Source organism: Actinomycetospora sp. NBRC 106378 (assembly GCF_030269685.1).
In the GTDB taxonomy this organism is placed as follows: domain Bacteria; phylum Actinomycetota; class Actinomycetes; order Mycobacteriales; family Pseudonocardiaceae; genus Actinomycetospora.
The window spans coordinates 114,374-137,014 of record NZ_BSTT01000015.1 but is presented as its reverse complement, the minus strand read 5'-3'; the positions used below and the strand labels follow the sequence as shown (position 1 = coordinate 137,014).

Annotated in this window: 20 protein-coding genes; 15 read left to right on the top strand and 5 right to left on the bottom strand. The window is 73.8% G+C overall.

All coding sequences use genetic code 11. From position 1 onward, the window contains the following. Positions 1–129: 129 nt before the first annotated feature. Positions 130–1,566, bottom strand: coding sequence for an amidohydrolase family protein (locus QSK00_RS25535; RefSeq protein WP_285595448.1), 1,437 nt, complete (start codon positions 1,564–1,566; stop codon positions 130–132). A gap of 150 nt (positions 1,567–1,716) precedes the next feature. Between QSK00_RS25535 and QSK00_RS25530 the strand changes: the two genes are divergently transcribed. The 12 genes from QSK00_RS25530 (at position 1,717) to QSK00_RS25475 (ending at position 15,146) form a co-directional block, all read left to right on the top strand. Then, positions 1,717–2,523 (top strand): IclR family transcriptional regulator domain-containing protein, encoded by an 807-nt coding sequence (locus tag QSK00_RS25530; RefSeq protein WP_285595446.1) that lies wholly within the window; start codon positions 1,717–1,719, stop codon positions 2,521–2,523. A gap of 321 nt (positions 2,524–2,844) precedes the next feature. Then, positions 2,845–4,011: an FAD-dependent monooxygenase gene (locus QSK00_RS25525; RefSeq protein WP_285595443.1), complete on the top strand. Its 1,167-nt coding sequence runs from the start codon at positions 2,845–2,847 to the stop codon at positions 4,009–4,011. Positions 4,012–4,083: 72 nt separating this feature from the next. Then, entirely contained in the window at positions 4,084–5,226 is a 1,143-nt protein-coding gene (locus QSK00_RS25520) for a CaiB/BaiF CoA transferase family protein (protein ID WP_285595442.1), read from the top strand. Beyond that, positions 5,219–6,034 (top strand): citryl-CoA lyase, encoded by an 816-nt coding sequence (locus QSK00_RS25515; protein ID WP_285595440.1) that lies wholly within the window; start codon positions 5,219–5,221, stop codon positions 6,032–6,034. Before QSK00_RS25520 ends, QSK00_RS25515 begins: the two co-directional genes overlap by 8 nt. Continuing rightward, positions 6,031–6,909 carry a dioxygenase family protein gene (locus tag QSK00_RS25510; protein ID WP_285595439.1) on the top strand — a complete coding sequence of 293 codons (879 nt, stop codon included), beginning with the start codon at positions 6,031–6,033 and terminating at the stop codon, positions 6,907–6,909. The genes QSK00_RS25515 and QSK00_RS25510 overlap by 4 nt, the downstream gene beginning before the upstream one ends. Then, positions 6,906–7,931 carry a uroporphyrinogen decarboxylase family protein gene (locus tag QSK00_RS25505; RefSeq protein ID WP_285595436.1) on the top strand — a complete coding sequence of 342 codons (1,026 nt, stop codon included), beginning with the start codon at positions 6,906–6,908 and terminating at the stop codon, positions 7,929–7,931. Before QSK00_RS25510 ends, QSK00_RS25505 begins: the two co-directional genes overlap by 4 nt. Before the next feature lie 93 nt (positions 7,932–8,024). Next, positions 8,025–8,828, top strand: a complete 804-nt coding sequence (locus tag QSK00_RS25500; RefSeq protein ID WP_285595434.1) for an alpha/beta fold hydrolase — start codon at positions 8,025–8,027, stop codon at positions 8,826–8,828. Positions 8,829–9,110: 282 nt separating this feature from the next. Beyond that, positions 9,111–9,836, top strand: a complete 726-nt coding sequence (locus tag QSK00_RS25495) for a hypothetical protein (protein ID WP_285595432.1) — start codon at positions 9,111–9,113, stop codon at positions 9,834–9,836. Beyond that, the gene (locus QSK00_RS25490; RefSeq protein WP_285595430.1) at positions 9,833–10,327 is read left to right on the top strand and encodes a hypothetical protein; all 495 of its coding nucleotides are present in this window, start codon (positions 9,833–9,835) and stop codon (positions 10,325–10,327) included. Before QSK00_RS25495 ends, QSK00_RS25490 begins: the two co-directional genes overlap by 4 nt. Positions 10,328–10,471: 144 nt before the next feature. Further along, complete coding sequence (locus QSK00_RS25485) at positions 10,472–11,284, top strand: PrsW family intramembrane metalloprotease (RefSeq protein ID WP_285595428.1); 813 nt, start codon at positions 10,472–10,474, stop codon at positions 11,282–11,284. 235 nt (positions 11,285–11,519) lie between these two features. Then, positions 11,520–12,629, top strand: a complete 1,110-nt coding sequence (locus tag QSK00_RS25480) for an alkaline phosphatase family protein (RefSeq protein WP_285595426.1) — start codon at positions 11,520–11,522, stop codon at positions 12,627–12,629. 123 nt (positions 12,630–12,752) lie between these two features. Next, positions 12,753–15,146: a xanthine dehydrogenase family protein molybdopterin-binding subunit gene (locus tag QSK00_RS25475; RefSeq protein ID WP_285595424.1), complete on the top strand. Its 2,394-nt coding sequence runs from the start codon at positions 12,753–12,755 to the stop codon at positions 15,144–15,146. A gap of 77 nt (positions 15,147–15,223) precedes the next feature. Here QSK00_RS25475 and QSK00_RS25470 read toward each other — a convergent pair whose 3' ends face one another. The 4 genes from QSK00_RS25470 to QSK00_RS25455 are packed head-to-tail and all read right to left on the bottom strand — an operon-like array spanning position 15,224 to position 18,796. Further along, the gene (locus QSK00_RS25470) at positions 15,224–15,670 is read right to left on the bottom strand and encodes a VOC family protein (RefSeq protein WP_285595422.1); all 447 of its coding nucleotides are present in this window, start codon (positions 15,668–15,670) and stop codon (positions 15,224–15,226) included. Continuing rightward, positions 15,667–16,530 carry an SMP-30/gluconolactonase/LRE family protein gene (locus tag QSK00_RS25465; RefSeq protein ID WP_285595419.1) on the bottom strand — a complete coding sequence of 288 codons (864 nt, stop codon included), beginning with the start codon at positions 16,528–16,530 and terminating at the stop codon, positions 15,667–15,669. Before QSK00_RS25465 ends, QSK00_RS25470 begins: the two co-directional genes overlap by 4 nt. Continuing rightward, positions 16,527–17,930, bottom strand: coding sequence for an FAD-dependent monooxygenase (locus QSK00_RS25460; RefSeq protein ID WP_285595417.1), 1,404 nt, complete (start codon positions 17,928–17,930; stop codon positions 16,527–16,529). Before QSK00_RS25460 ends, QSK00_RS25465 begins: the two co-directional genes overlap by 4 nt. Next, complete coding sequence (locus QSK00_RS25455) at positions 17,927–18,796, bottom strand: NAD(P)-dependent oxidoreductase (protein ID WP_285595414.1); 870 nt, start codon at positions 18,794–18,796, stop codon at positions 17,927–17,929. The genes QSK00_RS25460 and QSK00_RS25455 overlap by 4 nt, the downstream gene beginning before the upstream one ends. Before the next feature lie 101 nt (positions 18,797–18,897). Between QSK00_RS25455 and QSK00_RS25450 the strand changes: the two genes are divergently transcribed. The 3 genes from QSK00_RS25450 to QSK00_RS25440 are packed head-to-tail and all read left to right on the top strand — an operon-like array spanning position 18,898 to position 22,572. After that, complete coding sequence (locus QSK00_RS25450; protein WP_285595412.1) at positions 18,898–19,488, top strand: TetR/AcrR family transcriptional regulator; 591 nt, start codon at positions 18,898–18,900, stop codon at positions 19,486–19,488. Positions 19,489–19,497: 9 nt separating this feature from the next. After that, entirely contained in the window at positions 19,498–20,559 is a 1,062-nt protein-coding gene (locus tag QSK00_RS25445; RefSeq protein WP_285595411.1) for a GNAT family N-acetyltransferase, read from the top strand. 33 nt (positions 20,560–20,592) lie between these two features. Further along, a complete protein-coding gene (locus tag QSK00_RS25440; RefSeq protein ID WP_285595409.1) occupies positions 20,593–22,572 on the top strand; it encodes a glycosyltransferase in 1,980 nt (659 codons plus the stop codon). Positions 22,573–22,641: the final 69 nt, after the last annotated feature.

Sequence of the window (22,641 nt, the reverse complement as noted above, 5' to 3'; positions counted from 1 at the left end):
CTTACCCTTGACCGCAGCGTCCGCTACCAGCGGAACACCAACCTGTCCGCGATGTGCTGAGACTTATCTGTCCAGGATGTGCTGAGACATCACACCGTGCCAGGACACGGAGAAGTACTCACGGGCGCGTCAGCGCACCTCGTGCGTCGAGGCCGACCGGTAGTCGGTGTAGGTGTACGGGTTGTCCAGCACCTTCGTCTCCGGCACCTCCGGGTTCATCCCCGCGGTCCAGGCCTCCTCGCCCAGGGTGGAGCGCAGGTGCTCCACGGTCGACTCCACCGTGCGGCGCGCGGCGGCGAGGTCGATCCCGACGAGGCGGTGGTCCCGCTTGACCACTCGACCGTCGACGATCACGGCCTCCACGTCGCCGCGCTGGGCCTGGAACGCGACGTGCCCGTACGGGTGCAGCAGCGGGAAGCTCACCGGCGAGTGCTCGTTGCGGATCAGCACCACGTCGGCCTTCTTCCCGGGCTCCAGGCTGCCGAGGTCGTCGCGGCCCAGCGCGGCCGCGCCGCCGCGGGTCGCCCAGTCGACGACCTGCTCGGCGCGCAGCGACGCGTGGGTGACCGTCTCGCCCTTCGCGTGCGCCTCGAGGTGCTCGCGGGAGCGGTCGGCGCCGAGGGTCGTGCGCATGGCGGAGAACAGGTCGCCGCTCCACCAGACCGTGGTGTCCATCGACAGCGACACCGGGATGCCGTGGGAGCGCAGCGCCCAGGTGGGCGGGTAGCCCTGGCCCGCCGACTGCTCGCTCTCGGTCGACACCGAGACGGAGCCACCGGTCGCGGCGATGCGGTGGTATGAGTCGGCCGAGAGCGTCGCGGCGTGGACGTAGACGGTCTCCGGCGTCATGAAGCCGTGGTCGTGCATCAGGCGGATGCCGTCGTCGTTCGTGGCGCCCCAGACGCCGGCGTGCGTGGTCACCGGGACGCCGAGCTCGCGGGCGACCTCGAAGGCCGGCTTCTCCGGGAACGTGGGGTCGCCGGTGACGTCGAAGGCGAGCTGGAAGCCCAGCAGGTCGCGGTCGCCGCTCATCCGGCGCCCGACGAAGTCGCGGAACTCCGGCGAGGCGGTCCAGTTCGCGGGCGCGTCCTGGATGTTGCCGTAGGCGAGGACGAACCGGCCCGGGACGGCCTGCAGCGCGTCGACGGCGGCGTCGGCGTGCTGCGCGGTCTGGAGCCCGTGCGACCAGTCGACGGTCGTCGTCACGCCGGCGTCGACGGCCTCGATGGCGCCGACCAGGTTGCCCGCGTACACGTCCTCGGGACGGAACGCGCGGCCGTGCTCGAGGTAGTACCAGACGAAGTACTGGGTGAGGGTCCAGTCGGCGCCGTAGCCCCGCATCGCGGTCTGCCACATGTGCCGGTGGGTGTCGATCATCCCGGGCATGACGATGCCGCCGCGGGCGTCGATCTCCTCGGTGCCCTCGGGGACGTCGAGCTGCGTCCCGACCGCGGCGATCCGGTCGTCGACCACGAGGACGTCGGCGTCGGTCAGCACGGTGTGCGCGGCGTCCAGCGTCAGCACCGTGCCTCCGCGCAGGACGACGGGACGGCGGGCCTCACTCATCGTGCTGGCTCCCTCACGTTCGGACATCTGTCCGGCTGTCGGTCAGATGGTGCAGGTCACTGTGCTCAGCGACGGTTGCGGTGTCAACCGGCACCGACCCGTCGTCGGGAAGGGGTCGCGTGTCCGCCTGGCGGACGTAGGGTGCGCAGCGTGCCGCGCGAGGGAACCGGACCCGACTTCATCGAGGCGCTCGCGCGCGGGCTGGACGTGATCGCCGCGTTCTCGCCGACCCGGCCGGAGATGACGCTCGCGGAGGTCGCGGCCGCCGCGAACCTCGCCCGTCCGACGGCCCGCCGCATCCTCATCACGCTGACCGAGCTCGGGTACGTGCGGGCGGGCGAGCGGGGGTACGTGCTCACCCCCCGGGTGCTCGACCTGGGCGTGGCCTACGTGGGGTCGATGGGGCTGTGGGACATCGCGCGGCCGCACCTCGAGGCGCTGTCGGCGCGGACGCACGAGTCGTGCTCGATCGCCCAGCTCGACGGGTCGGACATCGTCTACGTCGCCCGCGCGTCGGTGCCGAAGATCGTGTCGCTGGCGGTGACGATCGGGACCCGGTTCCCGGCCCTGCCGACCTCGCTGGGCAAGGTCCAGCTGGCGGCCCTGCCGCCCGACGAGCTGGAGCGTGTCCTCGCCGAGCCGACCCGCTCCGGGCTCACGCCGCGTTGGCAGCCCTCGCGCGAGGAGCGGGACGCGGCCCTGCGCGAGGTCCGGGCGCGCGGATGGGCGCTGACCGACGAGCAGCTGACCCTCGGTATCCGGTCGGTCGCGGCGCCGCTGCGCGACGGGTCGGGACGCGTGATCGCCGGGGTCAACGTCAACTGCCACGCCGCCGAGACGTCGGTCGAGCGCCTCGTGGAGCACCACCTGCCGTTGCTGCTCGCGGCGGCCGGGGAGATCAGCGCCGACTTCGCCCGTCGCGAGTCGTTGCCGCACGTGTCGGTGCCCGCCTCGTAGCCCCACCCCGGTGGCAGGAAAGCGTCGTTGCTGTCATCCAGTGGCAGGAACGCCGCATCGTCGCCCGGCCCCGGGCACGGCCCCGTTCGCGAGGGTGACGTGAGGCAGCTTCCGCGGGTCTGCGGCGTGCCTGGTGTGCACCTCGGGGGAGCGGCGCGGCCCCGGCCCCGGGCACGGCCCCAGACCCGGTCGCGAGGGTGACGTGAGGCAGGGTCGAGTGGCCCATGACGTGCCTGGTGTGCACCTCGCCGGGCGGGACCGGTTCCCACCGGCCGGAAGTCGGCGCGCGCGCCGCTCGATCCCGGGCGCACGATGGAGATCGTGACGGACCCCGAGGTGGTGATCGTCGGTGCCGGGCCGGCCGGGCTGGTCCTGGCGTGGATGCTCCAGCGCGCCGAGGTGCCGTACGTGCTGGTGGACCGGCAGGCGCGCGACGAGGTCGGCACGCTGCCGAAGGCCGGGATCGTCGAGTACCGGACGGTCGAGCTGCTGCGGCGCGAGGGCCTGCCGCTGGAGTTCGACGCCGAGAACCGCCGGGTCGAGTTCCGCACGCCGCGGACCCGGCACGTGTTCGACTACGCCGACCTGACCGGCGACCGGCCGCACTACGTCTTCCCGCAGCACCGGCTGGTCGCCGAGCTCGTCGAGGCCCTCGGCGACGAGGGAGCGCCCCTGTACTTCGGCCACCGGGTCACGCACGTCGACCCCGACCGGCCGAGCGTCACCGTCGGCGACACCACCTGGCACCCCCGCGCGGTCGTCGGCGCGGACGGCGCGAACAGCGTCGTCGCCCGGGCCCTCGGCGACCGCGTCCGGGTCCTCGACCGTCCGCTCGCCGCGCGCTGGCTGGTCGTGTCCGCCCGGACGGCGCCGCTGGTCGGCCACACGATCTATGCCATCCACCCGCGCGGGTACGCCGCGCACCTGCGACGCGGGCCGGACGAGACGCGGTTCTACCTCGAGGTGCCGGTCGAGGTCAGCGGGGCCGACCTCGACCCCGACGACCTGCGCCGGGACCTGGCCGACCGCCTCGGTGAGCCCGGCGCCCTCGACGGGGTGGAGATCAGCGTCGACGACCTCGACCTGCGCACCCGCATCACGACCCCGATGCAGGCGGGCCCGGCCTTCCTGGTCGGCGACGCGGCGCACCTCATCACCCCCGCCGGCGGCAAGGGGATGAACCTCGCGGTCGCCGACGCCGTCGAGCTCGCCCACGGGCTGATCGAGGCCAACCACGGCGATCCGGGGCGCCGCGACGCCTACTCCGACACCCGCCTGCCGGTGATCGCGCAGACGCAGGGCTTCTCCGACTGGTTCCTGCGCGTGCTGTCGGCCTTCTCCAGCGACGCCCTCGGCGGCGACGGGGCGGCCGCGTTCGTCGACGCGATGCGGGAGGGCTGGGTGCGCCGGCTGCGGGACGACCCCCTGCTCGCGCGCTGGTTCGCCCACGCCTACGCGGGGGTGGACGCGGAGCCCGCCAAGCCTTGACGCCCGTCGTCGGGAAGGCAGAGGATCAGTAGCGGACGATCGTCCGACAGACGGACAGAGAGAGGATCGCGCATGGCTGGCCCGCTCGACGGGGTGCTCGTGGCCGACTTCTCCCGGATCCTCGCCGGGCCCTACGCGACGATGCTGCTCGCGGACATGGGTGCCGAGGTGGTGAAGGTCGAGGGCCCGAAGGGCGACGACACGCGCACCTGGATGCCCCCGACCCGCGGGGAGACCTCGACGTACTACCTCGGGGTGAACCGCGGGAAGCGCAGCATCGCCCTCGACCTGCGCGACCCCGACGACGTGGCGGTCGCCCGTGAGCTCGCGCGCCGCGCCGACGTCGTGATCGAGAACCTGCGCCCGGGCGGGATGACGAAGTACGGCCTGGACTACGAGACGGTGCGCGAGAGCAACGCGGGCGTCGTCTACGCCAGCATCTCCGGGTTCGGCTCCGGGAAGGGCGCGCACGTCCCGGGCTACGACCTGATGGTCCAGGCGATCTCGGGCCTGATGGACCTCACCGGCGATCCCGACGGCGAGCCCTTCCGCGCCGGCATCTCCGTCTTCGACGTGATGGCCGGGAACCACGCCGTGATCGGCATCCTCGCCGCGCTGCGCCACCGCGACGCCTCCGGAGACGGGCAGCACGTCGAGGTCAACCTGCTGTCGTCTGCGCTGACGGGACTGGTCAACCACTCCAGCGCGTGGGTCGCGGGCGGGGTGGTGCCGCACCGCATGGGCAACGCCCACCCGAGCGTCTTCCCCTACGAGCCTCTCGAGACCGCCGACGACGACCTCATCGTCACCGCCGCGAACGACGGTCAGTTCCGCAAGCTCTGCGAGGTCCTCGGCCTCGAGGGGGTCGCCGACGACGAGCGCTTCGCCCGCAACGCCGACCGGACGAAGAACCGCGAGGAGCTGCGCCCGATCCTCGTCGGGAAACTGAAGGAGAAGACAGCGGTCGAGTGGTTCGACCTGCTGGTCGCCGCGGGAGTGCCGTGCGGGCCGATCCAGTCGATCGACGGCGGGTTCGCCATGGCGGAGCGGTTCGGGCTCGACCCGGTCGTCGAGGTCGGCGAGGGTGAGCGCGCGGTCCCGACGACGCGGCACCCCATCCGGTTCTCGGCGACCCCCGCGGTCTACGAGCTGCCCCCGCCCGAGCTCGACGAACACGGCGAGGAGCTCCGGAAGTGGTTGCAGACCGGTGAGTGAGCACGAGTACGAGACCGCGCTCGGCGCGTCGTCGCCGGACAGGATCACCCTGCTCGGCCACGACCTCGTCGAGGACGTGATGGGGCAGGTCGGGTTCGGGGAGCTGGCGTTCTGGCTGGCCACGCAGCGGCGGCCGTCGCCCGGTCAGACCCGGGTGTTCGAGGCGGTCCTCGCGGCGCTGGCCGACCACGGCTACACGCCCACGGCCATCGTCACGCGGTTGACGCACCTCTCGGCACCGGACTCGGTCCAGGGCGCGATCGCGGCGGGGCTGCTCGCGGGCGGCTCGCGCTTCCTCGGGGTCACCGAGGACTGCGGACGCTTCCTGCACGACCAGCTCACCGCGCCACTGCCCACGGACGACGCCGGGTGGGACGAGCTCGCCCTGCGGGTGGTCACCGAGCAGCGGGCGCAGAAGAAATTCGTCCCCGGTCTCGGCCACCACGTGCACAAGCAGGGTGACCCCCGCACGCCGAAGCTCATGGCGCTCGCCGCCGAGGAGGGCGTCACCGGCCCGCACCTGGCGCTGTTCGCCGCGATCGGCCGGGTGCACCCGCAGGTGCTCGGGAAGACGCTGCCACTCAACGGCGCCGGGGTGTGCGGGGCGGTCCTCGCCGACCTCGGGCTGCCGCTCGAGCTGCTGCGCGGGTTCGCCCTGCTGGCCCGGACGGCCGGTCTGATCGGCCAGCTCGCCGAGGAACTGCGCCACCCCGTCGCGAACGACATCTTCCTGTCGGTCGACCTGCACAACCGACCGGTGGATCCTGATCCCTACCAGCCGCCGTCCCTTCCCGAGGAGCAACGATGACGTCCTCCACCACGCCGCGGACCGTCACCGAGGAGACGATCACCGACGTCGCCGTCGAACGGTGGGCCACGGCCCACGACCCGCGGACCGCCGAACTCCTCACGTCGCTCGTCCGCCACCTGCACGCGTTCGCCCGGGAGACGGCGCTGACCGAGGCCGAGTGGATGGCCGCGATCCAGTGGCTCACCCGCACCGGCCAGATCAGCAACGACAAGCGCGAGGAGTTCATCCTCACCTCCGACGTGCTGGGCCTGTCGATGCTCGTCGTCCAGCAGAACAACCGGCTGCGCGAGGGCGCGACGCCCGCGACCGTGCTCGGGCCGTTCTTCATCGACGACTCGCCCGAGCTCGGCTTCGGCGGCGACATGTCCGACGGCGTCGAGGGCACCCCGCTCTACGTCCACGGCGTCGTCCGCTCGCTCGACGGGACGCCGATCGCGGGTGCGCCGATGGACGTCTGGCAGGCCGACGCCGAGGGCGCCTACGAGTCCCAGCTCGACGTCGACGAGGCCCGGCTGCGGGCGAAGTACCGGTCGCGCGACGACGGGTCGTACTGCCTGCGCACGATCGCGCCCAAGGGGTATGCCATCCCCATGGACGGGCCGGTCGGCGAGCTGATCCACCAGACCGACATCAGCTGGATGCGTCCCGCACATGTGCACTTCTGGCTGGCCGTGCCCGGCTACGAGCCGCTGATCACGCACCTGTTCCAGGAGGGCGCCGAGTACCTCGGCACCGACGTCGTCTACGGCGTCAAGGAGGAGCTCATCGTGCGCTTCGTCGAGCGCGACCCGGGGCCCACGCCCGACGGCGGGTCGAGCGACGTCCCGTGGCTCGAGGCGGAGTACGACTTCGTGCTGCAGGTCGCGTCGTGACCCTCCTGCCGACGTCGCTGGTCGGCTCCTACGCCCAGCCGGACTGGCTGATCGACCGCGCGAAGCTCGCGGGCCGGTTCCCGCCGCGCGTGCGGGCGAAGGAGCTGTGGCGGGTCGAGGAGCAGTACCTGGAGCAGGCCCAGGACGACGCGACGCTGCTCGCGATCCGGGCGCAGGAGCGCGCCGGGCTCGACGTGATCACCGACGGCGAGATGCGCCGCGAGAGCTACTCCAACCACATGGCGACCGCCCTCGACGGCGTCGACATCGACAACCCGGGGACCGCGCTCGACCGCTCCGGGCACCCCAACCCGGTGCCGCGCATCGCCGGGGAGATCCGGCGGACGCACCCGATCGAGCGCCGGGACGTGGAGTTCCTGCGGGCGAACACGGACCGCACGATCAAGATCACGGTGCCGGGGCCGTTCACGATGTCCCAGCAGGCACAGAACGACTTCTACCCCGATGCCGAGGCCGCCGCGATGGCGTACGCGGCGGCGGTGAACGCCGAGGTCAAGGACCTGTTCGAGGCCGGCGCCGACGTCGTCCAGATCGACGAGCCGTACATGCAGGCCCGCCCGGAGCCGGCGCGCCAGTACGGGCTGGCCGCGCTGAACGCCGCGCTCGAGGGCGTCACCGGGACGACCGCGGTGCACCTGTGCTTCGGGTACGCGGCGATCATCCACGAGCGGCCGGAGGGCTACTCGTTCCTGCCCGAGCTCGCGGGCTGCCCGGTGGACCAGATCTCGATCGAGACCGCGCAGTCCGGGCTCGACCTCGGGGTGCTCCGCGACCTGACCGACAAGACGATCATCCTGGGCGTGATCGACCTGTCCGACCCGGCGGTGGAGACGGCCGAGACCGTGGCCGGGCGCGTCCGCCGGGCGTTCGACCACCTGCCGCCCGAGCAGATCGTCATCGCCACCGACTGCGGGATGAAGTACCTGCCCCGTGACGTGGCCGACGGGAAGATGGCCGCCATGGCCGGCGCGGCGTCGATCCTGCGGGCGGAACTGGGCTGAAGCCCTGGTGGCAGGAAAGCGTCGTTGCTGTCAGCCAGTGGCAGCAACGACGCTTTCCTGCCACACCGGTGGGTCCGGGGGAGACTGCCGATCATGGTCGCGCTCAACGTGGCGGCGTCGGGACGTGCGGACGCCCCGACGCTGCTGTTCCTGCACGGGGTCGGCAACAGCCTGCGGACCTTCGCCTTCGCGGCCGACGCGCTGGGGGAGCGGGCCCGCGTGCTGCGGGCCGATCTCCGGGGCCACGGCGCCTCGCCCCGCGTCGCGGACGGATACCACCTCGACGGCTACGTCTCCGACGTCGCGGAGCTCCTCGAGCGGACCGGACCGGCGCTCGTCGTCGGGAACTCCCTCGGCGGGGCGATCGCGTGGACCCTCGCGCAACGGCGGCCCGAGCTGATCCGCGCCGCCCTGCTCGAGGACCCGCCGCTGCGGTCGGCCGACGTGGGCACGGTCGCCCCGATCTTCGCGGGGCTGAGCTCCCAGGTCGCGCGCTGGCAGGCCGCGGGGACCGACCCCGCCGTCGTCGCCGCTGCGCTCGGGACGGTGCCCGTGTTCGGCGGACGTCCCGCGGCGGAGGTGCAGGGCCCGGACGTGCTCGACGCCCGTGCCCGGGGCTTCCTCGACGTCGACCCGGCCGCGTTCGACGCGGTCGCGGCCGGCACGGCGTTGTCGGCGCTCGACCTGACCGCGCCGGTCACCGTCCCGGTCCGCGTCCTGGCCGCCGGCGAGGACAGCGGGACCGTCCTCCCCCCGAGCGCCGCGGCCGCGCTGACCGAGGCCCACCCCGACGTCACGGTGCGCCGCTTCCCCGGCGCGGGCCACGTCATCCACGACGAGACGGCCCACCGGGCGGCGTGGCTCGCGGAGGTCGAGGCGCTGCTCGCCACCGCGTGACAGGAACGCGTCGTTGCTGCCACTCGACGCCGGCAACGACGCTTTCCTGTCACGAGGGTCGGGGGTTCCCGACGGCGGGTCGGTGCGGCACGGTGGCACGGGACGGGCCCTCGTGGCCGCCTCGATCGGTGACCGACCGCGTCCCCACGGCGTGTCGAGGTTTGCGGCGATCGGCTGACGTCCGTGTGACGCAGCCCACCTGCCGCTCGACGGTCGATTGATACCGCCCGTGTGCGGGACGACGCTCTGGGTCATGAACAGCCGCCCACCGGAGGGCATGTCATGAGCACCGTCATCGTCGTCATCGTGGTGATCGTCGTCCTGGCCGCCCTGGTCGGCGGGGGTCTCGCGATCGCCGCCCGCCGGCGCTCGCAGAAGCTCCAGCAGGAGTTCGGACCGGAGTACGACCGCGCCGTCGAGAACGCCGACAGCAGGGGCGAGGCGGAGAAGGAGCTCGCCGAGCGGCGCAAGCGCCACAAGCAGCTCGACCTGAAGCCCGTCGACCCGCAGACCCGCGAGCGGTTCCAGGGCGACTGGAAGCGCATCCAGGCCGAGTTCGTCGACGACCCGGGCGGAGCGGTCGAGAAGGCCGACTCGCTGGTCACGACGATCATGCGCGAGCGCGGCTACCCGGTCGACGACTTCGACCAGCGGGCCGCCGACATCTCCGTCGAGCACCCCCGCGTCGTCGAGAACTACCGCGAGGCGCGGCGCGTCCGCGACGCCCAGCGCGACGGCAGCGCCGACACCGAGGACCTGCGTGGGGCCGTCACCTCCTACCGCAGCCTCGTCGAGGCCCTGCTCGACGACGGCGGCGACGACCGCGGGCGCGACGACCACGGCCACCGGTCCGACGACCGGGCCCGCGACGGCGACCGGGCCCGCGACGACGACCGGGCCCGCGACGACGACCGGGCTCGCGACGACGACCGCTCGGGGCGGCACCGTGAGAACGGCCGTACGCACGACCAGGACCAGGCCCGCGACGACGACAGGAGCCGACGGTGAGCACGCACGCCGACACCAGCAGCGAGGACCGCGCCGACCACCGCGACGACGCCGCGGACCGCCGGGACGACCGGCCCGACGACCGCGGCCGCCGCGACGGTGACGCCGGACGCGCCGACGGGACGCACGGCTCCGACCCCCACCGCGACGAGGAGCCCGGGCGCTACACCCGCCAGCACGGCGACCACGCCGGGCAGCACGACCACGACGCCGGCCAGGACTCCGTCTCCGTCCTCGACCCGACCGCCTCCGAGCGCCTGCGCAACCGCTGGCAGGAGGTGCAGGCCGGGTTCGTCGACGAGCCGCGGCAGTCGGTCACCGAGGCCGACCAGCTCGTCGGCGAGGTGCTCGACGAGGTGAGCCGGGTCTTCCGCGACCAGCGCTCCGAGCTCGAGGCGGAGTGGAGCGGCAACGCCGAACCCGGCACCGAGGAGCTCCGCCAGGCGCTGCGCCGCTACCGCGAGTTCTTCGACCGGCTGCTGTCCCTGTAGACCACCCTCCCCGACCGCCCGGGACGTCCTGTCGCCGCGTCCCGGGCGGTCCCCCACCCGTCGTCCGGATTGTCCACCGGACGGGTGACCGGGCCGCTGACCTGCAGTTGAGCGTTCCGGCGCCCGGGACCCAGAATGCGCACCATGACAGGAGTGCAGGCGCCGGCCCGGGTCGGGCGCTGGGCGTGGGTCGTGGTCCTCGTCGTCGGGATCGTGCTCTTCGAGCTCGTCCGGCGCACCCTGATCGCGACGCTCAACCCGAACTTCGTGCCCTCGCTGATCCTGCTCGGCGCGGCGGTCGTGCCCGCGGCGTTCCTGACCTTCATCGCCGGGCGACGGCTGCCGACCGACCTCGGGGCGAACGCCCTCGCGCTGACCGCCCTGCTCGGCGGCGTGATCGGCACCGTCGTCGCCGGCACCCTCGAGTTCGACGCGCTGCAACGGCTCGGTGGGCTGCCGATGCTGTTCGTGGCACTGATCGAGGAGGCGGCCAAGCTCGTCGTCCCCGCCGCCCTCCTCCTCGTGCCCCGCTACCGGCGCATGCCCGCCAACGGTCTCGTGCTCGGGGTGGCGTCGGGCGCGGGGTTCGCGGCGCTGGAGACGATGGGCTACGCCCTGACGATCCTGATCCAGACCCGCGGGAACATCACCGCGGTCGACGGCACGCTCGTGCTGCGCGGGCTCCTCGCCCCGGCCGCCCACATGGCGTGGACCGGACTGACCGCCGCCGCGCTGTGGCGGTGGGCCGAGCGCGGCTGGAGCGGCCGGGCGTTCGGCGGTTTCGTCCTCACCTACGTGGTCGCGGTCGTCCTGCACACGATCTGGGACTCGGTCGGCGGGCTCGCCGTCTACGTCGTGCTGGCCATCGTCGCGTTCGTGCTCCTGCTCGTCGTCGCGCATCGGTTGTCCCACCCGGCCGCGGCGCGCCACACCGCGACCGCCCCGGCGGCGACGTGACACAGCGCTGACGAGCGGGCCCTCAGCTGGCCGACGTGGGTGCCGCGAACCCGCTGAGGGTCCTCTCGCGGGCCGGAGGTGACCGCGCCCGGCCGGCGACGCTCTCCTCGGACCGGGGCGAGACGTCACCCATGGGGCTGCCGGGCCGTCGGCGGCCGGATCCGTGACGTCTCGACGACGCCCGGAGCGGCCCACGGACGTGCGCGCACCTGCGTCCACCCCCAGGATCGGCCGGGTGGCCGGACTCGACGCGGTGCTCCCCGCGATGCTGCGGGCGCTCGGCGACCCCCTCCCCGACGAAGCCGACGACGACGGGGCCCCGCGCCTCGCGCTGCCGCCCGCCCGGAACGCCGTGCTGCTGCTGGTCGACGGGCTCGGCCGGGACCTGCTGGACGCCCACACCGCCGACGCCCCGTTCCTGGCCGGGCTGCGCGACGTGGGCCCGCTGCAGGTCGGGTTCCCGACCAGCACCCCGATCAGCGTGACGAGCCTCGGCACCGGCCTGCCGCCCGGCGCGCACGGCACCCTCGGCGTCCGGTTCCGGGTCGACGACGTGCTCCTCGACGCCCTGACCTGGACCCGGGGGAAGGAGGACCTGCGGGCACGCCTCGTCCCCGAGCGCGTCCAGGCCCGCCCGACCGTCTTCGAGCGGACCGCCGTCCCGTGCACCGTCGTGTCCGACCGCGCCTTCCGCGAGTCGGGCCTCACCCGCTCCGGGCTGCGCGGCGCGACGTACCGGGGCGTGGGCTCCTTCGGCGACCTCGCGGCGGAGATCCTCGCGGCGCCGCCGGGCCTCACCTACGGCTACCACGCCGACCTCGACCAGCTCGGGCACCTCCACGGCCCCGGCTCGCCCGCCTGGCGACGGCAGCTGCGCATGATCGACCACTTCTGCGCGATGGTGGCGGAGGACCTGCCGTCGGGAACGCTCCTCGCGGTCACCGGCGACCACGGGATGGTCACCGTGGACCGCCGCCACGACGCCGACACCCACCCCGCGCTCCGGGAACACGAGCCGCTCGTCGGCGGCGACCCGCGCGCCCGGCTGCTCTACTGCCGCCCCGGCACCGTCGCCGACGTCCACGCGGCCTGGACCGGGACGCTCGGCGAGGACGCGCTCGTCGTCGGGAAGGAGGAGGCGCTCGACGAGCAGTGGTTCGGACCGGTCGACGCGGCCCTGGCCGAGCGGGTGCCCGACCTGCTCGTCGCGCTGCGCGGCAGCGCCGCCGTCATCAGGTCGGTCGACGAGCCGGTCCTCGCCCGCCTGCCCGGCCAGCACGGGTCGACCACGGACGCCGAACGCCTCGTCCCACTGCTCCTGCACGTCGCAGGTGCGGTGGAGTAGTTGCGCGCAACTCCGCATCCGAGGGCGCTTTCGGCGTGCGGAAACGACCTGTGCAGGGGGTCACAGTATTCGTCTAGTGTGCAAGACGGAGACCGGAGTGATCATCACCGCAGAGGAGCATGTGTGAGCGTCACGACCCATTCCGGTGGCTCGATCCTGGGCCACCCGGTCAAGCGCACCGAGGACCGCGAGCTGATCACCGGCGCCGGGGTCTACACGGGGAACATGCCCGTCGAGGGCGCGCTGCACGCCTTCTTCGTCCGCTCGCCCATCGCGCACGGCACGCTCGGTGACATCGACGTCGACGAGGCGAAGGGGATGCCGGGCGTCGTCGCGGTGTACACCGCGGCCGACCTCGAGCTGAACGACCGGCCGGGCCTGCCGGGCGTCGTCCCCGAGACGATGAACCGCCCGCTGCTGGCCAAGGGCAAGGTCCGCCACGTCGGCGACATCGTCGCCATCGTGGTCGCGGAGACCGCGAGCGAGGCGATCGACGCGGCCGAGACCGTGTTCCCCGACATCGAGCCGCTGCCCGCCGTCACCGACATCGAGGCGGCCATGGCGGACGACGCCCCGCTGCTCTTCGAGGGCACCGAGTCGAACATGGTGGCGGGCGCCGGCACCGGCGAGGTCGAGGGCATCTTCGACGACGCCGACGTCGTGGTGAAGGCCAAGTTCCACAACCAGAAGCTCGCGGGCGTCCCGATGGAGCCGAACGCCGTCGTCGTCGAGCCCGGCGAGAACGGCAAGCTGACCTTCTGGGCCTCCACCCAGACCCCGCACGGCCTGCGCGACCAGATGGCGGGCGACCTCGGCGTCGACGGCGAGGACGTCCGCGTCATCGCCCCGCGCGTCGGCGGCGGCTTCGGCCCGAAGGCCTTCGCCTACTCGGAGTACTCGATCATCGCGCGCGCCGCGCAGAAGCTCGGCCGTCCCGTCCGCTGGAACGAGACCCGTTCCGAGAACATGCTCTCGATGGTCCACGGGCGCGCCCAGGTGCAGTGGGTCGAGCTCGGCGTCAAGAACGACGGGACGTTCGTCGGCCTGCGCGCCACCGCGGTCGGCGACGCGGGGGCCTACCCGGCGATCGGCGCGGTCCTCCCGAGCCTCACGCAGCTCCTCGCCCAGGGCGTCTACGACCTGCCGGCGATCGACTTCACCTGGAAGGCCGTCGCCACCAACACCACCACGGTGGGCGCCTACCGCGGGGCCGGGCGGCCCGAGGCGACGCAGCTGCTCGAGCGGATCATCGACATGGCCGCCGACGAGATCGGGATGGACCCGCTCGAGATCCGGCGCAAGAACTACCTGCAGCCCGAGCAGTACCCGCTGACCACCCTCACCGGCGCGAACTACGACACCGCCGAGCACGAGAAGGCGGCGGACGCGGCGAAGGAGGCGGCGGGCTACGACGCGCTGCTCGCCGAGCAGAAGCGCCGCCGCGAGTCCGGCGACCGCATCGCGCTCGGGATCGGCGTCGGCTCCTACGTCGAGGTCACCGCCCCGCTCGGCCTCGACGGCGAGTACGGCTCCGCGCAGGCGCACCCCGACGGCACCTTCACCGTCATGGCCGGCACCTCCGCCCACGGCCAGGGCCACGAGACGGCGTTCTGCCAGCTCGCGTCCTCGGTGCTCGGCGTGCCCATGGAGAAGATCAAGCTCGTCCAGTCGGACACCGAGCTCGTCCGCAGCGGCGCCGGCACGCTCGGCTCCCGGTCCCTGCAGACCGGCGGCACGGCGATCCACAACGCCTCGCAGGAGCTGGTGGCCGAGGCGCGCGAGATCGCGGCGCACCTGCTCGAGGCGGCGGTCGAGGACATCGACCACTCCGACGACGGGTTCGGCGTCCGCGGCATCGGCGACAAGGTCATCACCTGGGCGCAGATCGCGCAGGCGGCCGAGGACGGCTCCGGGTACGAGGACGGCCGGGGCCACGAGATGCGGCAGGAGCTGGACTTCAAGGCCGGCGACTCGACGTTCCCGTTCGGCACCCACATCGCCGTCGTCGAGGTCGACCTCGACACCGGCTTCGTCAAGCAGCGCCGCCACGTCGCCGTCGACGACTGCGGGATCATCCTCAACCCGATGCTGGTCGCCGGGCAGCAGCACGGCGGCATCGCCCAGGGCATCTCGCAGGCCCTCTACGAGCGGGTGACCTACGACGAGGACGGCAACCCGACCTCGGGCAACCTCGCCTCGTACACGATCCCGACCGCGGCGGACCTGCCGTCGTTCGAGGTCTCCAACACCGAGACGACCACGCCGCTGAACCCCATCGGGGCCAAGGGCATCGGGGAGTCCGGCACGATCGGCTCGACCCCGGCGGTGCACAACGCCGTGATCGACGCCGTGTCCCACCTGGGGATCCACCACATCGACATGCCGCTCACCCCGGAGACGGTGTGGCGCGCCATCCACGGTGCGAACGGTTCCGACCCCGCGACCCGCCAGCAGGCGGGCCCGGAGTACGCGGGCAAGGCGATCACGGAGGACACGCCGGACAGCGCCCAGGCCTGAGCCACGGCCGGATCCGGCTCGACCCGAACGGCACCCCCGCGCCCGTCGCGGGGGTGCCGTTCGTGCGTCCCGGGTCCTCAGGCCCGCGTGATCCAGGGGTCGTCCTCGGCGGGTGCGACCTCGGGACCGTGCTGCTCGAGGGTGTAGAGCCGCAGCCGGGTGCCGTCCGGGTCGGCCAGGACGACCAGCCACGCCCGGATCGCGGCGATCACGGGGGAGTGGTCGACGCCGAGCGCGTCGAGGTGCGCCGACCAGGCGGCGAGCGCGGCGCGGTCGTCGACGGCGAGCGTGATCGGGTCGAACCCGGCGGACGCCCGTGCCTGGTCGGGTTCCAGGCGGAGCTCGACGAGCGGGTCGAGCCCGGGGACGCGCAGGATCACGGCGTAGAGGCGGCCGTCGCGGTCGACGTGGTCGGCGTCGGCGAGCCGCTCGGCGCCGAACACGGCCGTGTAGAAGTCGACGGACCGCGCGAGGTCGGAGACCGGCAGCTTCACGTGGTGGATGCCGCGCAGGGTCGGGGTCATCGTTCCTCCAGCTCGGGGACGACGTCGAGGTGCACGAGCCTGGCCGGTCCGGCGTCGGGACCCCGGGTGAGCAGGCCCCCGGTGGTGGTGGCGACGAGGCCGTGGCCGTCGGGGGCGGACCGCACCGAGGTCGGCCCGGGCAGGTGCGCCACGTCGTGGCGGGAGCCGTCGGGCCGCAGGCGCAGGATCGAGTCGAAGGTGTGGGTCGCGAGATAGGCGGTGCCGTCGGCGGCGACGGCGAGGTCGTCGCCGACCAGCCGGTCGGCCACGGTCTCCAGTCGGCCGTCCCGCAGGCGCAGGACCAGGCCGCGTCCGGTGCTCGTCAGGACGAGGTCGTCGGCCGGGTCGAGGGCGAGGCCGTTCACCCCGGGCAGCGGCCCGTCCGGGTCCGCCGGCGCGAGCAGCGGGTCGACGAGGAGATCGGCGACCCGGCCGTCGGGGGACACGGTGACGAGCGCGCCGCGCAGGCAGTCGGCGACCACGAGCTCGTCGTCGCGGCGCACGAGCCCGTTCGCGAAGGTGACGTCGTCGAGCCGCGCGTACGGCGCGTACCCGGCGTCGTCCACCCGCAGGAGCGACCACCCGGGCGCGCCGGGCTCCCCGCACGCGACCAGCGCGGCGTCGCCGTCGGCGACGACGCCGGTGGCCGCGGCGGGGAGGTCGACGTGGGCGCGCCGGCGCCCGTCGGCGTCGATCCGCTCGACGAACCGGTGGCTGGGGCTCGTCACCCACCACGAACCGTCCGGACCCGGCGCGAGGTTCTCCAGGAACGTGCCGGGAGCCCACTCGGCCAGCACCGTCACCGGACGCAGATCGGGCGGCGCCGGGTCGTGCGGGGGGTGCAGGGCGTCGACGCTCACGCGAGCCGCTCCCGTGCTGCGTCGGCGGTCAGCCCGACGGCGTCGATGATCCCGTCCGGCCGGACCAGGGCGCTCGCGGTGAGCTCCGGCGCGGGCACGACACGGGGCCGGTCCCCGTGGACCGCGGTCGCCCCCGGGTCGGCCAGCACCCACACGGGCGCGTCGACGGGCGTGGCGAACCGCGACGGCGGCAGCCGCCGACCGGTCCGGTCGTCGGCGCCGTAGCCGATGTCGAGCTGCGAGAGCCGTCCGGCGAGGAAGTCCGTGACGGCGGGGACGTCCCGCACCGCGGCGAGCACCGTGTTGCGCAGCGTGCCGAGACGCGGATCGGTCAGGGTCGTCAGGGCGGTCAGCTGCCCGGTGAACGCGATGAGCTCCTCCGCGACCGGACGCCGCTCGTCGTCGTACCCCGCGAGCAGGGACTCCGGCGCGCCGTGCCGGACGATCTCGGCGAGACGCCAGGCGAGATCGGCGGCGTCCTGGATACCGGTGTTCATCCCCTGACCGCCCGCGGGGCTGTGGGTGTGCGCGGCGTCGCCGAGCAGCGCGACCGGCCCGTCGACGAGGCGGCTCGCGACCCGTTGCTGGAACCGGTAGGTCGTCGACGCGGCCACGTCGCGGACGCGCGCCGTGCGCAGCGCCCCGCCGGTGCGGGTGGCGAGGGCGTGCTCGACGTCGGCGGCGGAGGGCGGGGGCGTCCCGGGCGGGACCGAGGTCACGACGCGGTGCATCCCGTCCGGCATCGGCGACACCAGGGCGATCCCGTCGGGGGCGAGGAAGAACGCGGTGTCGGTGTCCGGTGGCCCGGCGAGGTCGAGGTGCACGTCGGCCAGGGCGAACAGCGTGGCCGGGGAGTCGCCCCGGAACGCGATGCCCGCCCCCTCGCGCACCGGGCTGTGCAGACCGTCCGCCCCCACCAGGAAACGCGCCTGCACGGTCCGGACGAGGCCGTCCGGGCCGGCGACCGTGGCCAGGACACCGGGGTGCGTGCGCTGCCAGGAGAGCAGGCGGTACCCGCGGAACAGCCGTCCGCCGACGGCCCCGAGCCGGTCGGCGAGGACCTGCTCGGTGACGTCCTGGCCCACGAGCAGCAGGTGCGGGTGCGGCGAGTCGAGCGACGCGTAGGACACGCGGAGCAGCTCCTCGTCGCCCTCGCGCAGGGCGAACCCGGCGCCGGGGAGACCCCGGCCGACCAGCGTGGCACCGACCCCGAGCCGGTCGAGGTACTCGAGGGTTCGCGGCTGGACCCCCGCGGCCTTGGCGCCGGGCGCGACGGCCTCCTTCGGCTCCAGCGCGACGTGGTCGACGCCGGCGAGCGCGAGCGCGGTGGTCAGGGTCAGGCCGGCGGGGCCGGCGCCGACGACGAGGACGTCGGTCCGGGTCGGGAGGGCGGCGGTCACGACGCAGCTCCGTCAGCGCGCCCCAACGTGGTGACCAGCCGGGCCATGTCCCGGGCCCCGTCGCCGTCGGCCGAGGCGCGGGCGTAGAGGGCGTCGACGACGTCGACGAGGTCGGTCGGCAGACCGGCCCCGCGGGCCGCGACGCCGATGAGGTCGATGTCCTTGCGAACCGCGTCGACCGGAGTGATCACGGTGTCGTCCTCGCCCAGGGCGATCGCGCGCTTGTAGCCCAGGTACGGGCTGTCGGCGGCGGAGCCGTCCAGCACGTCGAGGACGTGCCGGGGAGCGACGCCCAGCCCGTCGGCGAGCGCGAGGGACTGGGCCATCGCCAGGTTGAGGGCGGTGACCCAGGCGTTGGCGGCGAGCTTGACCCGGCTGGCCGGGCCGGGGGCGTCGCCGACCCAGGTGACGGTCGCGGCGACGGCGTCGAGCGCCGGCTCGACGGCCGGGCGCAGGGCGGGATCGCCCGCTGCCATGACGTGGAGCTCGCCCCGTTCGGCCGGCCCGCGGTTGCCCAGCACGGGGGCGTCGACGAGCCGCATCCCGAGTCGGTCGGCGGTGGCGACCACGGCGTCGACGCCGACGCCGACGGTGGCGCTCTGGACCACGACCGCGTCGTCGTCCAGTGCCCCGGCGATGCGGTCGAGGACGTCGAGCACGGCGTCGAGGTCGAACACGATGACGACGACGAGCTCGGCGCCGGCGACCGCGTCGGCGAGGGTGGCGGCCACGCGGGCACCGTCCTCGGCGAGCGGCTCCGCCCGCTCCCGGGTGCGGTTCCACACCGTGACGCCGTGGCCGGCCCGCAGCAGGCTCCGGGCCATGCCCGCGCCGATGGCGCCGGTCCCGAGGACGGCGACGCGCATGACGATCATCTCCCATCACGAGAACGTTCGTTATCGCAACGGTAGATCCGACGCTCGAGGTCGTCAAACGCAAGGAGGCGTTCTCGCTTTAGGGTGGTGCGATGCCGCGCCTGACCACCGAGACCTGGAACCGCCGTCGTCGGCACGTCCTGGAGAGCGCCTGGTCCTGCTTCTCGCGCGACGGCTTCCACGCCACGTCCATGGACCAGGTCATCGAGGCCAGCGGCATGTCCGCGAACGCGGTCTACCGCTACTTCGCCGGCAAGGACGAGCTGATCGACGCGACCGTGGACGAGGCGCTCGCCGCCGCGGAGGCGGTCTTCACGACGCTGCTCGACGAGGACCCGCTGCCCGGGCCCGCCCGGCTGGTCGAGCAGCTCGTGGCGACGGTGCAGGCGCGCCGCGGGGAGCCCTACGACCTCTCCCGGCTCGCCATGCAGGCGTGGACCGAGGCGCTGCGCCGCGAGCACCTCCGGGCACGGGTGGAGGCCTACTACCGCGCCGTCGCCGGGCACGTCGAGGCTCTCGTCCGGCGCTGGATCGACGCCGGGCTGGTCGCGCCCGGCACGAGCCCCGCCGCCGTCGCGAGGCTGGTCATCACGCTGATGCCCGGCCTCGTCGTCACCGAGAACCTCGTGGAGCCCACCGTCGTCGAGGAGCTGCTCGCCGGGTTGGCGGCCTGTGCTCCGTAGAGTGCGGGGGTGGCCGGTATCCGCGCGCTCGAGCGCAGTGACCTCCCGCAGGTCAGCACCCTGTTCGCCCAGGTCATGGGGGGCGCCTCGGCCGAGCACGTGGCGCCCTACCTCCGCCGCGTGCTCCTCGAGGACCCGTGGGCGGACCCCGAGATCCCCTCGCTCGTGCACGAGGGTCCCGACGGCGGGATCGTCGGCTTCATCGCCGCGAGCACCCGCCGGATGGTCCTCGACGGGCGGAAGGTGCGGATGGCCGTCTCCAGCAACCTCGTCGCGCACCCCGACTGGCGCTCGAAGGGCGTCGGCGCCTTGCTCAACCGCAAGCTGCTCGGCGGGCCGCAGGAGTTCACGGTCGCGGACCGGGCGAACGACGACTCCCGGAACCTCTGGCTCGGGCTCGGCGGCCAGGAGCTCGCCGGCCAGTCGATCGCGTGGTTCCGCGTGCTCGCCCCGGGCGCGACGGCGGGGACGCTCGTGGGTCGTCGCTCGGCGCGCCTCGGTCGGGCCGCCCGCCTGCTCTCCCGCCCCGTCGACGTCGTCGGTGCCCGCCTGGTCCCGCCACCGCCGCGGCCGGCCGGGTCGACCGAGGAGCTGACCGCCGAGACGCTCGCCGACCAGGTCGCGACGGCGGGTCGTCGGCTGCGGCTCCGTCCGGACTACGACCCCGCGTACCTGGAATGGGTGTTCGCCGAGGTCCGGCGGCTCGGGCGCGGCGCGCTGTGGGCGCGGGTGGTGCGCGGGCCGCAGGGGCGCGTGCTCGGCTGGTTCCTCTACCTGCTCGCGCCCGGCGGGGTGGCCGAGGTGCTGCAGGTGGGCGTCACCGGCACCGACCCCGACCCGGTGCTCGACCACCTCGTCGCCCACGCCGCGGCGCAGGGCGCGTCGGCGGTGCAGGGCCGCCTCGAGCCGGTCACCGCGGGGCTGATCGGGCGCCCGGGCGTGCTGGTGCGCAAGAACGCGCGCGCCCTCGTCCACGCCGAGGCGAACGTGCTCGGGCTGCTGAGCTCCACCACCGCGCTGTGCAGCCACCTCGACGGCGAGTGGCTCGTCTCCCACGCCGCCCGCCAGTAGTCGCCGGGGGAGCGCGTGACACGATCGACGACCGTGGTGTCACGTGAGTTGGCGGTCCTGATCGTCTCCTACCGGCGGGCGGACCTGCTCGACCGCGCGCTCGCCAGCGTCGACAAGTGGCTGCCCGAGGCGCGTGTGCACGTCTGGGACAACGCGTCCTCCGGGTCGCCCGCGGTGCGGGAGCTCGCGTCGACGCGGCCCGACGTCACGTGGACCTTCTCCGAGTTCAACCTCGGTTACATCGCGGCGATGAACAAGCTCATGGCGCAGGTGCCGGAGTGCGACGTGCTCCAGCTCAATCCCGACGCCGAGCTCCTCGGGCCCTGCACGCGCGCCCGCGAGGTGCTCGCCGAGCCCGGCGTCGCCGTCGTCTCCCCGACGGTGCTCGACCCCGAGGGCCGCGACCTGCCCTGGGACGTCGCCCACCGCGAGCAGGGTGTGGTGCGCAACCTGCTCAACTCGGCCGGGTACGCCAAGCGGCTGCGCGGCCGCACCGTCAGCGACCTCTACCCCGCGCCGCCGGAGCACGTCGACGGTTACCTCACCGGCTGCGCCCTGTTCATCGCCCGCGACGCCTGGAACGCGCTGGGCGAGTTCGACGAGCAGTTCTTCGTCTACGGCGAGGACGCCACCTGGCAGCCGAACGCCCGGCGGCGCGGGTGGGACCTGCGCCTGGTCGACGACCCCGCACACGGCCCGCAGGTCCGGCACGCCAGCGGCGGCACCGTCGCCGACGACCCGCTCGCCTCCATGCGTGGCGGCGACCTGCTGCGCTCCGCCCAGGTCATGGTGCTGGGCATGGACCACAACGCGGGGCGCGGCTCGCTCTACGCGGCGGGCTCCACGCTGCTCGACCGCGTGCAGCGCTCGAAGCGTGCCCCGCGACGGGCGCGGCTGGACGCGCTGGCCGCGCAGGCCGGGGGACGGCCCGCCGTCGTCGTGATCACCAACGGCCTGCGCCCGGGCGGCGCGGAGCGGCAGCGGGTGGTGCTGGCCAACGAGCTCGTCGAGCGCGGGCACCCGGTCACCCTCGTGTGCCTGCAGCACCTCGGGCAGTACATCAGCGAGCTCGACCCCCGGGTCCGGATGCTCATGCAGCCCTGGTGGCAGCCCGTGGTCGACGTCGCCGCCACCGACGAGGCGATCGTCGTCGGGGGCTGCACGAAGACCGAGATCGGCTTCGCGACGGCGTGGCGGGCGCTCGGCCGGGCGGCCGGACAGAAGCGGTACTGGATCCCGGCGGCGCACGACCCGGCCGAACTCGACCACCCGACCTACTCCGAGGCCCAGGCGCGGGCCCTGCGCACGGCCGACGGTCTCCTGGTGCTCTCCCGGCAGCACCACACCGACCTCACGCGTCACCAGCGGCTGACCGAACGGGTCATGGTCGCGCCGAACGGCCTCGCGCCCGGGCGGCCGCTGGGCGAGGTCCCGACGACGGGTCCGGTGCGGTTCTGCATGCTGACCCGCCTCAAGACCTACAAGAACACGACGCTGCTGATCAGGGCCCTCGACGCCCTCGCGCGGCCCGACGAGTGGACGCTCGACATCTTCGGGGAGGGACCCGACGGGGTCGCGATGGAGGCCGAGACGCCGGAGTACCTGCGCGGCCGGGTCCGGTGGCGCGGGGTGTCCCCGGGGCCGGACCACGCGTTCGCCGAGACCGACGTGCTGTGCGTGCCGAGCGGCTTCGAGGCCTTCCCGCTGGTGATGGTCGAGGCGATGACGCGGGGCATGCCGGTGATGGCGTCGGCCAGCGGCTCGGTACCCGAGATGCTCGACTTCGGGGCGGCCGGCGTCGTCGTCGAGCCGGTGACGGTCCCGGCGTGGACGCAGGCCCTCGGGCGGGTGCTCGACGATCGCGCGGAACTCGCCCGACTCGGTCGCGCCGGTCGTGAGCGCGCCCTCGCGCTCTACACCGAGGACGCGATGGTGGACGCCTACCAACATGCTTTCGTGACGGTTCTCGGGCACGGGTTCCCCGGGGCGGAGCAACCGGCGGCGACGGTGTGAAAGGCGCGTCTGCCCCGACCTCGTGAATCGGACATCGGTGACCCCCCGATGAACCGGGAGCGTGCTCGC

Excerpts from the sequence above, each read along its gene's own strand:
- QSK00_RS25485 (WP_285595428.1), top strand. The coding sequence starts at position 10,472 with ATGACAGGAGTGCAGGCGCCGGCCCGGGTCGGGCGCTGGGCGTGGGTC.
- QSK00_RS25500 (WP_285595434.1), top strand. The coding sequence starts at position 8,025 with ATGGTCGCGCTCAACGTGGCGGCGTCGGGACGTGCGGACGCCCCGACG.
- QSK00_RS25520 (WP_285595442.1), top strand. The coding sequence starts at position 4,084 with ATGGCTGGCCCGCTCGACGGGGTGCTCGTGGCCGACTTCTCCCGGATC.
- QSK00_RS25450 (WP_285595412.1), top strand. The coding sequence starts at position 18,898 with ATGCCGCGCCTGACCACCGAGACCTGGAACCGCCGTCGTCGGCACGTC.
- QSK00_RS25535 (WP_285595448.1), bottom strand. The coding sequence starts at position 1,566 with ATGAGTGAGGCCCGCCGTCCCGTCGTCCTGCGCGGAGGCACGGTGCTG.
- QSK00_RS25510 (WP_285595439.1), top strand. The coding sequence starts at position 6,031 with ATGACGTCCTCCACCACGCCGCGGACCGTCACCGAGGAGACGATCACC.
- QSK00_RS25470 (WP_285595422.1), bottom strand. The coding sequence starts at position 15,670 with ATGACCCCGACCCTGCGCGGCATCCACCACGTGAAGCTGCCGGTCTCC.
- QSK00_RS25455 (WP_285595414.1), bottom strand. The coding sequence starts at position 18,796 with ATGCGCGTCGCCGTCCTCGGGACCGGCGCCATCGGCGCGGGCATGGCC.
- QSK00_RS25495 (WP_285595432.1), top strand. The coding sequence starts at position 9,111 with ATGAGCACCGTCATCGTCGTCATCGTGGTGATCGTCGTCCTGGCCGCC.